Below are 10,084 nucleotides of genomic sequence, written 5' to 3'. Positions count from 1 at the left end.
AGATCAGAGTGCCCAGCGCAACTGCGTGGGCAGGGGTGAAACAGGTTCGGGTTCCGGCGGCGGCGCCGGCTGCGACAGCACGCGTTCGAGGACCTGGGCCTCCAGCGCCGCCAGCCGGGCCGAGCCACGGGTACGCGGCCGAGGCAGGTCGACCGTGAGGTCGAGGCCGATGGCGCCGTCCTCGATCAGGATCACCCGGTCGGCGATGGCCACCGCCTCGTTCACGTCGTGGGTCACCAGCAGCACGGTGAAGCCGTGTTGCTGCCAGAGCCGCTCGATCAGTTGCTGCATCTCGATGCGGGTCAGCGCGTCCAGCGCGCCCAGCGGTTCGTCCAGCAGCAGCAGGCGCGGCTGGTGGATCAGCGCACGGGCCAGGGCCACGCGCTGCTTCTGGCCGCCGGACAGCGCCGCCGGCCATTCCCGGGCGCGGTCGGCCAGGCCCACCGCTTCCAGGGCGTCCAGGGCCTTGGGCCGCCAGTCGCCGGAGAGGCCCAGACCGACGTTGTCGATCACCCGTTTCCAGGGCAGCAGGCGCGCGTCCTGGAACATCAGCCGGGTGTCCTCGCGGGCCTCGGCCAGGGGGGCCGAACCGGCCAGCAGCTCGCCCCGGCTGGGCTGGTCGAGCCCGGCCAGCAGGCGCAGCAGGGTGCTCTTGCCGCAGCCGCTGCGGCCGACCACGGCGACGAACTGGCCGGCGGGGATGCGCAGGTCGATGCCCTTGAGCACCTCCCGCTCACCGAAGGATTTGCCGATGCCCTGCACCACCAGGGGAATGCCGCGCTTGAGGTGCTGCGGCGTGGACAACGCATTCATGCCGCACCTCCCTTGGGCTGGTAGGCGGGGTGCCAGCGCAGCCAGGCGCGCTCCAGGCCACGGGCGGCGAGGTCGGCCAGCTTGCCGAGGACGGCATAGAGCACGATCGCCAGCACCACCACGTCGGTCTGCAGGAACTCACGGGCGTTCATCGCCAGGTAGCCGATGCCGGCATTGGCGGAGATGGTCTCGGCGACGATCAGCGTCAGCCACATGAAGCCGAGGGCGAAGCGCACCCCCACCAGGATCGAGGGCAGCGCGCCGGGCAGGATCACCTGGCGGAACAGGCCGAAGCCGGAGAGGCCGTAGCTGCGCGCCATCTCCACCAGCGCCGGGTCGACGTTACGGATGCCGTGGTAGGTGTTGAGGTAGATGGGGAACAGGGTGCCGAGGGCGACGAGGAAGATCTTCGCCGACTCATCGATGCCGAACCACAGGATCACCAGCGGGATCAGCGCCAGGTGCGGCACGTTGCGGATCATCTGCACCGAGCTGTCCAGCAGCCGCTCGCCCCAGGCGGAGAGCCCGGTGATGAAGCCCAGCAGCAGGCCGATGCTGCCGCCGATGGCGAAGCCGATGCCGGCGCGCCAGCCGCTGATGGCCAGGTGGGTCCAGAGATCACCGCTGGCCACCAGGTGCCAGCCGGCGGTCACCACGGCACTGGGTGCCGGGAGGATGCGGGTGGAAAGCAGGCCGGTCTCGACGGCGACCTGCCAGGCGACCAGCAACGCCACCGGCAAGGCCCAGGGCGCGAGGCGCTGGAGGATTGATTGGACGTTCATCTCGGCGCCCTCAGCTCTGCGAGACCTTGAGGCGACGCTCGGGCAGCGCCTCGTTGGCCACCATCTCGCCGAAGGGGCTGACGAAGGCCAGGCCATCGCTCGCCTGCGGGCGCGCCACGTCCAGGTGGGGGAACAGCAGTTCCGCCACGCGGTAGGACTCTTCCAGGTGCGGGTAGCCGGAGAAAATGAAGGTATCGATGCCGAGGTCGGCGTATTCCTTGACCCGTGCGGCCACGGTGGGGCCATCGCCCACCAGTGCGGTACCGGCACCACCACGCACCAGGCCGACGCCGGCCCAGAGGTTGGGGCTGACTTCCAGCTGGTCGCGCTTGCCGTTGTGCAGGGCAGCCATGCGTTGCTGGCCGACGGAATCGAAGCGGGCGAAGGCCGCCTGGGCCTTGGCGATGGTGGCGTCGTCGAGGTGGGCGATCAGGCGGTCGGCGGCAGCCCAGGCTTCTTCATTGGTCTCGCGCACGATCACGTGCAGGCGGATGCCGAAGCGTACGCTGCGGCCGAGCTTGGCGGCTTTCGCGCGCACCTGTTCGATCTTCTCCTTCACGGCGGCCGGTGGCTCGCCCCAGGTCAGGTACAGCTCCACCTGCTCGGCGGCCAGGTCCTGGGCGGCCTCGGAGGAACCGCCGAAGTACAGAGGCGGGCGCGGTTGCTGCAACGGCGGGTAGAACAGCTTGGCGCCCTTCACCTGGATGTGCTTGCCGTCGTAGTCGACGGTCTCGCCCTCCAGCACGCGGCGCCAGATGCGGGTGAATTCGACGGACGCCTCGTAACGCGCCTCATGGTTCAGGTGCAGGCCGTCGCCGGCCAGCTCGTCCGGGTCGCCCCCGGTCACCAGGTTGAACAGGGCCCGGCCACCGGAGAGGCGGTCGAGGGTGGCGGCCTGGCGCGCGGCAACGGTGGGCGAAATGATCCCCGGGCGCAGGGCGACGAGGAACTTCAGGCGCTGGGTCACCGGGATCAGCGAGGCGGCGACCAGCCAGGAGTCCTCGCAGGAACGGCCGGTGGGGATCAGCACGCCGCCGAAACCGAGGCGGTCGGCCGCCTGGGCGATCTGCTGCAGGTAGCCGTGGTCGACGGCACGGGCGCCCTCGGATGTGCCGAGGTAGTGGCCGTCGCCGTGGGTCGGCAGGAACCAGAAGAGGTTGAGACTCATCGCAATAACTCCAGGGTGAGCGCGCCGGCGTGGCGTAGCCGCGCGATGATGGTTCGTGTGCGGTAGCAGGGCCTTCCCCGCGCCGTCCGGGCGCGGGGCCAGGCGTGGGTCAGGGTTGCTGGGCGACCTTGGCGGGCGGCGTCCAGATCACGTCCTTGATGCTGAGTTTTTTCGGGATCAGCTTCAGGTCGGTGAAGGTGTCGGCGATCTTCTGCTGCGCCGTGACCACCTCGGGGCTGAGGAACTGCGCGCCATAACCCTGGCGCTTCACCGCGATGGCGGTGATGTCCCTGGGCAGGCCGAGCAGCGGTGCGACCTGCTCGGTCACCTTGTCCGGGTCGGCCTTGGAGTCCTCGCCCACGGCGCGGACCTCTTCCACCAGGGCGCTGATCACCTGCGGGTGCTGGGTCGCGTAGTCACGGGTGGCCAGGTAGAACTGGTGGTTATCCACAAGCTGGCTGCCGTTGCGCAGGGTGCGGGCCTGCAGTTGTTGCTCGGCGGCGGCCTGGAAGGGGTCCCAGATCACCCAGGCGTCGACGCTGCCACGCTCGAAGGCGGCGCGGGCATCGGCCGGGGGCAGGTACACGGGCTGGATGTCGCTGTACTTCAGGCCCGCCTCTTCGAGGGCGCGGACCAGCAGGTAGTGCACGTTGGAGCCCTTGTTCAGGGCGACCTTCTTGCCGGCCAGGTCCTTCACCGACTGGATCGCCGAGCCCTTGGGCACGAGGATCGCCTCGCTGGTGGGCGCCGGCGGTTCGTAGGCGACGTAGAGCAGGTCGGCACCGGCAGCCTGGGCGAACACCGGCGGGGTCTCGCCGGTGACGCCGAAGTCGATGGAGCCGACGTTGAGGCCTTCCAGCAGCTGCGGGCCGCCGGGGAACTCGGTCCATTTGACGTCGATGCCCTGGGCGGCCAGGCGCTTCTCCAGGGAGCCCTTGGCCTTGAGCAGCACCAGGGTGCCGTACTTCTGGTAGCCGATCCGCAGGGTCTCGGCCTGTGCCTGTGTGATGGCGCCGAATGCCAGGGCCGCGGTGAACAGCGCAGCCAGGCTCCGACGCAAAGTGATGGTGCGCATGGCGCTCTCCTCGTACTTCGCTCGTGCTTGTGTGCGCCTGCTCGCCTCGTTGGCGGGAGAGTAAGGCCGGTTCGGTTGCTCCACAGGGAGCGGGTTGTTCGTGTCAGACGCTCCAGCGCGCGTGGCGCAGGGCGTTCGGGTCCAGCGGGCGCGGCTGGCGGGCCAGGGCCTGGTGGAACCGTTCAAGAGCTTCGTCCAGGCGCTGTTCCAGGGACGGGGCCAGTTGCACCCCGCCATTCTCGAACGCCACCTGGCCGTCGTCGGCGAACACGCCGTGCTGCACGTCCTCGGCCTTGAGGGCCGCCAGGACCGGACGCAGGGCGTAGTCCACCGCCAGCATGTGGGCCTTGCTGCCGCCGGTGGCGATGGGCAGCACCACCTTGCCGGCCAGGGCCCGCTCGGGCAGCAGGTCCAGCAGGGTCTTCAGGGCGCCGGCGAACGACGCCTTGTAGACCGGCGTGGCCACCAGCAGCCCGTCGGCCTGGCCGACCTGTTCGATCAGGTGCTGCACGCGGGGGCTGTCGAAGCGCGCGTGCAGCAGGTCCTCGGCGGGGAAGTCGCGCACGGCGAACCCCGTCACCTCGACCCCGTGCCGCTCCAGCCAGTGCCGCGCACGCGCCACCAGGGCGGCGGAGCGGGAATTCGGGCTGGGACTGCCGGATAGGGTCACCACCACCATGGTCGTGCCTCCAGGCTCAGCGGTTGGGCTGCGGGGTCAGGCGCAGGTAGGGGCGTACGGCCTTGTAGCCGCGGGGGAAGCGCTGCTTGATCTCGTCCTCGTCCTTGAGCGAGGGGACGATCACCACATCGTCGCCGTCCTGCCAGTTGGCCGGGGTGGCGACCTTGTGGTTGTCGGTCAGCTGCAGGGAGTCGATCACCCGCAGGATCTCGTTGAAGTTGCGGCCGGTGCTGGCCGGGTAGGTGATGATCAGCCGCACCTTCTTGTTCGGGTCGATGATGAACAGCGAACGCACGGTGAGGGTGTCGTTGGCGTTGGGGTGGATCAGGTCGTAGAGGTCAGACACCTTGCGGTCGGCGTCGGCGATGATCGGAAAGTTGACCACGGTGTTCTGGGTCTCGTTGATGTCATCGATCCAGCGGATGTGGGAGTCCACCGGGTCCACCGACAGGGCGATGGCCTTGACGCCGCGGGCGGCGAATTCGTCCTTGAGCTTGGCGGTCAGGCCCAGCTCGGTGGTGCACACCGGGGTGAAGTCCGCCGGGTGGGAGAAAAGGATGCCCCAGTTGCCACCGAGCCACTCATGGAAGCGGATGCGGCCTTCGCTGGAATCCTGTTCGAAGTCGGGGGCGATGTCGCCGAGTCGGATGGTCATGGTGTGGCTCCTCTGTCGTGGGGTGGCGTTCCGTGGAGCTCACTATGCGCAAGGTTTTTGAAAATTAAAAAGAATAAATGACAATTTATTTATAACTTTAAGAGCTATATGAATCGGCTCACTTTCCTCCCCACAGGGGCGCGCGCTGCTCGCCAAATCCGTGCCCCGGACGACGGCCTTGCCTGGCTTCGTGGACCGGTTGGGACGCCGTACCGCACGCCAGGCGAACGCCATCCCCGAATCCCAGGCACAAAAAAGCCCCGCCTCCGCCAGGGGCGGAAGCGGGGCTCGATGACGCTGCTTACAGCAGGGTCAGGGTGTAGCTCAGGATCAGGCGATTCTCGTCCTGGTCGCGGGTCACGTCGCTGCGCAGGGCAGCGTTACGCCAGGAGATGCCCAGGCCTTTCAGCGGGCCGTCCTGCAGGGTGTAGTCCAGGCGGAAGTCACGCTCCCACTCGCCCTGGCCACCGTTGGCGGTGTCGATGTTGTAGCCCTTCAGGTAGGTGCCGACGGCCTTCAGGCCCGGTACGCCGACCTTGGTGAAGTCGTAACCGTACTCGGCCACCCAGGTGCGCTCGCCGGCGCTGAGGAACTTGCCGATCTGACGGTCGGTGATCAGGTAGGCGGTGGCACCGTCGCCCTGGTTCAGGAACGGGAAGGCGCTGTCGCCGGAGAGCTGCTGGTAGCCCAGGCTGGCGGCGTGGCTGCCCAGGGTGTAGGTGAACATGGCGCTCCAGGTGCGGTTGTCTACTTCACCGGTGGTGCGGTTGCCGCCGTAGTAGCCCGAAGCCACGTAGCCATCGGCACGGCCGGCGGCGCTGGAGTTCTTGCCGTCGGAGGTGTTGTAGAAGTAGCGCAGGTCGGACTTCAGGCTGCCCGGACCGATCGGCAGGTTGTGGGTCAGGCCCAGGAAGTGCTGCTTGTAGAAGTCTTCCAGGTTGCCGTAGTAGTACTGCGCGGTGAGATCCTTGGTGACCTTGTAGTCGCCACCGGCGAAGTAGAACTTGTTGCTGAACTGGCCGTTCCGGTAGTTGCTGGAGCTGTTGGCACCACCGATGGACAGGCCACGGGCGTCGCTGGAGTTACGGCCCTTGGCGTGCTCGAGCTGGCCACCGGTCAGGGTCAGGCCGTCGATCTCGTTGGAGGTGACCTGGCCACCTTCGAAGGTCTGCGGCAGCAGGCGACCGTCGTTGAAGGTCACCACCGGCAGCTTCGGTTGCAGGGTACCGATGCGCGCTTCGGTCTTGGAGAAGCGGACCTTGCCGGTCAGGCCCAGGCTGCTGAAGTTATCCACAGCGCGGCCATTGCTTTCGCTCGGGAACACCAGGCCGCCATAGGCATTGCTGCCATTGTTGTAGTGGGTGCCCTTGCCGGAGTCCAGGCGCACACCCAGCAGGCCCAGGGCGTCGACGCCGAAGCCCACGGTGCCTTCGGTGTAGCCGGAGGTGTAGTTGAGGATGAAGCCCTGACCCCACTCTTCCTGCTTGGAAGGGTTATTGGTGCCTTCGCGGTTGTCCTGGTTGATGTAGAAGTTGCGCAGGCCGAGGGTGGCCTTGCTGTCTTCGATGAAACCGCCTGCAACGGCCTGTTGGGCCAGCAGGCCGCCAGCGATGGCCAGGGCCAGGGTAGATTTGTTCATGCAATGCTCCAGTGGTGCGTGTTTCTAGGTTGTTCTGGTCGGTGACGTACACGCCGCTATGTACAGACGACTAGCGAAGTGGAATGACCCGTGGGTCAGAAAATCCCCGTAGCGCCCCTTGCAGTGGGCCTGCCTCAGGTGGCGGCCAATCTAGGACAAGGGGTTTAATTCTTAAAAAGAATTTATCGTCACGTTGTTGTAACTAAATCGAATAAAACGCCTGATAGCCTCCCTCTGGCGGGGAGCTGCCCGTGGACGGGCCACATCAGTTACTCGAAAGGGCGCGCAAATTACCGACTTTGGTCGCCTGGCGCCATCCCCAATGACTCGGCAGCGGACGGAATTCGCAGTCCCACGCCTCTCCTGGCCTGCAAAGGCGTCGGCACCCTCACGGCCGCTCATAAACTAATAACCAAATAGTATTTATTGAGCTGTTTTTAGATCATTTAGATTTCGCTTCACCGGACCACCGGACTCCCAGCACTACCCCCCCTATTCCAGTCCCGTGGCCCGGCCTCGCGCCGGCCAGCCGCCCGTGAGGAGCACCACCATGAATCGTTCCCCCTTCGCCCGCCGCCTGCTGGCGGCCCTGACCGTCGGCGGTCTGGCCCTGAGCGCCCACGCTGCCGACTTCACCGTCGCCTACCAGACCACCGTCGACCCGGCGAAAGTCGCCCAGGCCGACGGCGCCTATGAAAAGGCCAGCGCCTCCAAGATCGACTGGCGCAAGTTCGACAGCGGCGCCGAAGTCATCACCGCCGTCGCCTCCGGTGACGTGCAGATCGGCTACGTCGGCTCCAGCCCCCTGGCGGCGGCGGCCACCCGCCAGCTGCCGATCCAGACCTTCCTCATCGCCACCCAGATCGGCGACGCCGAGGCCCTGGTCGCCCGCAACGGCGCCGGCATCACCAAGCCCGAGGACCTGGTCGGCAAGAAGATCGCCGTGCCCTTCGTCTCCACCGGCCACTACAGCCTGCTGGCCGCCCTCAAGCACTGGAAGATCGACCCGAGCAAGGTGACCATCCTCAACCTCGCGCCGCCGGCCATCATCGCCGCCTGGCAGCGCGGCGACATCGACGCCACCTACGTCTGGGACCCGGCGCTCGGCGTGGCCAAGGCCAACGGCAAGGTGCTGATCAGCTCCGGTGAGCTGGGCAAGCTCGGTGCCCCGACCTTCGACGCCTGGATCGTGCGCAAGGACTTCGCCGAGAAGCACCCCGAGGCGGTCCGCGCCTTCGCCAAGGTGACCCTCGACGCCTACGCCGACTACCGCAAGGACCCGCAAGCCTGGCTGGCCGACAAGGCCAACATCGACAAGGTGGTGAAGCTCTCCGGCGCCAAGGCCGAGGACATCCCGCTGCTGCTGCAGGGCAACGTCTTCCCGCTGGCCGCCGACCAGGCCACCGCCCTCGGCGCGCCGACCACCCAGGCCATCAACCAGACCGCCACCTTCCTCAAGGAGCAGGGCAAGGTCGATGCGGTGCTGCCGGACTACGCCCCCTACGTGAGCGCCAAGTACGTCACCAACTGATCGGCGGCGCGTCGGCGGGGCGTTGTTGAAAACGACCTGGGCTTGCTCACCTGCAGCAGCCCCGGTCGTTTGCGACTGGCCCCGCTCCAACTCGCTCGATCCGACACATTCAGAAGAGCGTCGAAGAAAATGGCCTTACTCCAGCTGGAGCGCATCAGCGCACAGTACCCCGGCACGGCCGAGCCGGTACTGACCGACATCTCCCTCACCCTCGGGCCACAGCAGCTGCTGGTCGCCCTGGGGCCTTCCGGCAGCGGCAAGACCACGCTGCTCAACCTCATCGCCGGCTTCGTGCCCCCCAGCGACGGTCGCATCAGCCTCGACGGCAAGCCCGTGCAGGGCCCCTCCGCCGAGCGTGGCGTGGTGTTCCAGGACGACGCCCTGCTGCCCTGGCAGAACGTCCTCGGCAACGTCGCCTTCGGCCTCGAACTGGCCGGCGTGCCCCGTGCGCGGCGCGAAGCCAAGGCCCGCGAGATGCTCGCCCTGGTCGACCTCGCCGGCTTCGAGAAGCGCCAGATCTGGGAACTCTCCGGGGGCCAGCGCCAGCGCGTCGGCATCGCCCGGGCCCTGGCCGCCGACCCGCGCGTGCTGCTGATGGACGAACCCTTCGGCGCCCTCGACGCCTTCACCCGCGAACAGATGCAGGAACTGCTGCTGCAGGTCTGGCAGCGCGCCGCCAAGCCGGTGTTCCTGATCACCCACGACATCGAGGAAGCGGTGTTCCTCGCCACCGACCTGATCCTCCTGTCACCCAACCCCGGTCGCATCAGCGAGCGCCTGACCCTCGACTTCGGCCGCCGCTACGCCGCCGGCGAGAGTGCACGGGCGATCAAGTCCGACCGGGCCTTCATCGAAACCCGCGAACACGTCCTCGCCCAGGTCTTCGCCGAACGGCAAAGGAGAAGCGCATGAGCAGCCTCGACCTGCCCCTGCCGGAAAACAAGGCAGCGGCCCCCGCACCCCGCACCTGGCGCCTCTCCACCTTCGCCATCAGCAGCCTGACCCTCGTCGGCCTGCTGCTGGCCTGGTGGGCGGTGACCACCGCCGGCCTGATCGAGCCGCTGTTCCTGCCCAGCCCCCAGGCGGTGCTGCGCAAGGGCTGGCAGCTGGCCACCCAGGGCTACATGGATTCCAGCCTCTGGGCGCACCTGCTGGCGAGCCTCGCGCGCATCGGCACCGCCCTGCTGGCCGCCGTGCTCACCGCCATCCCGCTGGGCATCGCCATCGGCCGCAACCGCATCGCCCACGGCATCTTCGACCCGCTGATCGAGTTCTACCGGCCGATCCCGCCGCTGGCCTACCTGCCGCTGATCGTCATCTGGTGCGGCATCGGCGAGCTGTCCAAGGTGCTGCTGATCTTCCTCGCCATCTTCGCCCCCATTGCCATCGCCACCGCCACCGGCGTGCGCAACGTCAACCCGGCGCGCCTGCGCGCGGCGCAGTCACTCGGAGCCACCCCGGCGCAGCTGATCCGCCACGTGGTCCTGCCCAGCGCCCTGCCGGACATCCTCACCGGCGTGCGCATCGGCCTCGGCGTCGGCTGGTCGACCCTGGTCGCCGCCGAACTGGTGGCCGCCACCCAGGGCCTCGGCTTCATGGTCCAGTCGGCCGCGCAGTTCCTGGTCACCGACGTCGTGGTGCTCGGCATCCTGGTCATCGCCCTGGTCGCCTTCGCCCTGGAACTCGGCCTGCGCACCCTGCAACGCAAGCTCGTGCCCTGGCACGGGCAGAATCACTGATCG

General features: G+C 67.6%; 10 protein-coding genes. 3 read left to right on the top strand and 7 right to left on the bottom strand.

Features of this window, described 5'->3' with window-relative positions; genetic code table 11:
• Positions 1-3 precede the first annotated feature (3 nt).
• The 7 genes from ssuB to FBY21_RS21440 all read right to left on the bottom strand — a co-directional run bounded on the left by ssuB (position 4) and on the right by FBY21_RS21440 (position 6,811).
• Positions 4-813, bottom strand: coding sequence for an aliphatic sulfonates ABC transporter ATP-binding protein (ssuB, locus tag FBY21_RS21470; RefSeq protein ID WP_142013535.1), 810 nt, complete (start codon positions 811-813; stop codon positions 4-6).
• The gene (gene ssuC / locus FBY21_RS21465; protein ID WP_142013533.1) at positions 810-1,595 is read right to left on the bottom strand and encodes an aliphatic sulfonate ABC transporter permease SsuC; all 786 of its coding nucleotides are present in this window, start codon (positions 1,593-1,595) and stop codon (positions 810-812) included. The genes ssuB and ssuC overlap by 4 nt, the downstream gene beginning before the upstream one ends.
• A 10-nt stretch (positions 1,596-1,605) precedes the next feature.
• Positions 1,606-2,763 (bottom strand): FMNH2-dependent alkanesulfonate monooxygenase, encoded by a 1,158-nt coding sequence (gene ssuD, locus FBY21_RS21460; RefSeq protein ID WP_142013531.1) that lies wholly within the window; start codon positions 2,761-2,763, stop codon positions 1,606-1,608.
• Between the two features lie 109 nt (positions 2,764-2,872).
• Positions 2,873-3,838: a sulfonate ABC transporter substrate-binding protein gene (locus tag FBY21_RS21455; protein WP_044413879.1), complete on the bottom strand. Its 966-nt coding sequence runs from the start codon at positions 3,836-3,838 to the stop codon at positions 2,873-2,875.
• A 103-nt stretch (positions 3,839-3,941) separates the two neighbouring features.
• Positions 3,942-4,517, bottom strand: a complete 576-nt coding sequence (gene ssuE, locus FBY21_RS21450; RefSeq protein ID WP_142013528.1) for an NADPH-dependent FMN reductase — start codon at positions 4,515-4,517, stop codon at positions 3,942-3,944.
• Between the two features lie 16 nt (positions 4,518-4,533).
• On the bottom strand, positions 4,534-5,172 hold the full coding sequence (locus FBY21_RS21445; protein WP_044413884.1) for a peroxiredoxin: 639 nt from the start codon (positions 5,170-5,172) through the stop codon (positions 4,534-4,536).
• A 301-nt stretch (positions 5,173-5,473) separates the two neighbouring features.
• Positions 5,474-6,811, bottom strand: a complete 1,338-nt coding sequence (locus FBY21_RS21440) for an OprD family porin (protein ID WP_142013526.1) — start codon at positions 6,809-6,811, stop codon at positions 5,474-5,476.
• 550 nt (positions 6,812-7,361) lie between these two features.
• Here FBY21_RS21440 and tauA point away from each other — a divergent pair.
• The 3 genes from tauA to tauC all read left to right on the top strand — a co-directional run bounded on the left by tauA (position 7,362) and on the right by tauC (position 10,081).
• Entirely contained in the window at positions 7,362-8,342 is a 981-nt protein-coding gene (gene tauA, locus FBY21_RS21435; protein WP_142013523.1) for a taurine ABC transporter substrate-binding protein, read from the top strand.
• A 129-nt stretch (positions 8,343-8,471) separates the two neighbouring features.
• Entirely contained in the window at positions 8,472-9,254 is a 783-nt protein-coding gene (tauB, locus tag FBY21_RS21430) for a taurine ABC transporter ATP-binding subunit (protein ID WP_044413892.1), read from the top strand.
• Positions 9,251-10,081 carry a taurine ABC transporter permease TauC gene (tauC, locus tag FBY21_RS21425; RefSeq protein ID WP_074972339.1) on the top strand — a complete coding sequence of 277 codons (831 nt, stop codon included), beginning with the start codon at positions 9,251-9,253 and terminating at the stop codon, positions 10,079-10,081. Before tauB ends, tauC begins: the two co-directional genes overlap by 4 nt.
• Positions 10,082-10,084: the final 3 nt, after the last annotated feature.

Source organism: Pseudomonas sp. SLBN-26 (assembly GCF_006715895.1).
Taxonomy (GTDB): domain Bacteria; phylum Pseudomonadota; class Gammaproteobacteria; order Pseudomonadales; family Pseudomonadaceae; genus Metapseudomonas; species Metapseudomonas otitidis.
The sequence above is the reverse complement of the archived record's forward strand: the minus strand, read 5'-3'. Positions and strand labels throughout refer to the sequence as shown.

Excerpts from the sequence above, each read along its gene's own strand:
- ssuB (WP_142013535.1), bottom strand. The coding sequence starts at position 813 with ATGAATGCGTTGTCCACGCCGCAGCACCTCAAGCGCGGCATTCCCCTG.
- ssuC (WP_142013533.1), bottom strand. The coding sequence starts at position 1,595 with ATGAACGTCCAATCAATCCTCCAGCGCCTCGCGCCCTGGGCCTTGCCG.
- ssuD (WP_142013531.1), bottom strand. The coding sequence starts at position 2,763 with ATGAGTCTCAACCTCTTCTGGTTCCTGCCGACCCACGGCGACGGCCAC.
- FBY21_RS21455 (WP_044413879.1), bottom strand. The coding sequence starts at position 3,838 with ATGCGCACCATCACTTTGCGTCGGAGCCTGGCTGCGCTGTTCACCGCG.
- ssuE (WP_142013528.1), bottom strand. The coding sequence starts at position 4,517 with ATGGTGGTGGTGACCCTATCCGGCAGTCCCAGCCCGAATTCCCGCTCC.
- FBY21_RS21445 (WP_044413884.1), bottom strand. The coding sequence starts at position 5,172 with ATGACCATCCGACTCGGCGACATCGCCCCCGACTTCGAACAGGATTCC.
- FBY21_RS21440 (WP_142013526.1), bottom strand. The coding sequence starts at position 6,811 with ATGAACAAATCTACCCTGGCCCTGGCCATCGCTGGCGGCCTGCTGGCC.
- tauA (WP_142013523.1), top strand. The coding sequence starts at position 7,362 with ATGAATCGTTCCCCCTTCGCCCGCCGCCTGCTGGCGGCCCTGACCGTC.
- tauB (WP_044413892.1), top strand. The coding sequence starts at position 8,472 with ATGGCCTTACTCCAGCTGGAGCGCATCAGCGCACAGTACCCCGGCACG.
- tauC (WP_074972339.1), top strand. The coding sequence starts at position 9,251 with ATGAGCAGCCTCGACCTGCCCCTGCCGGAAAACAAGGCAGCGGCCCCC.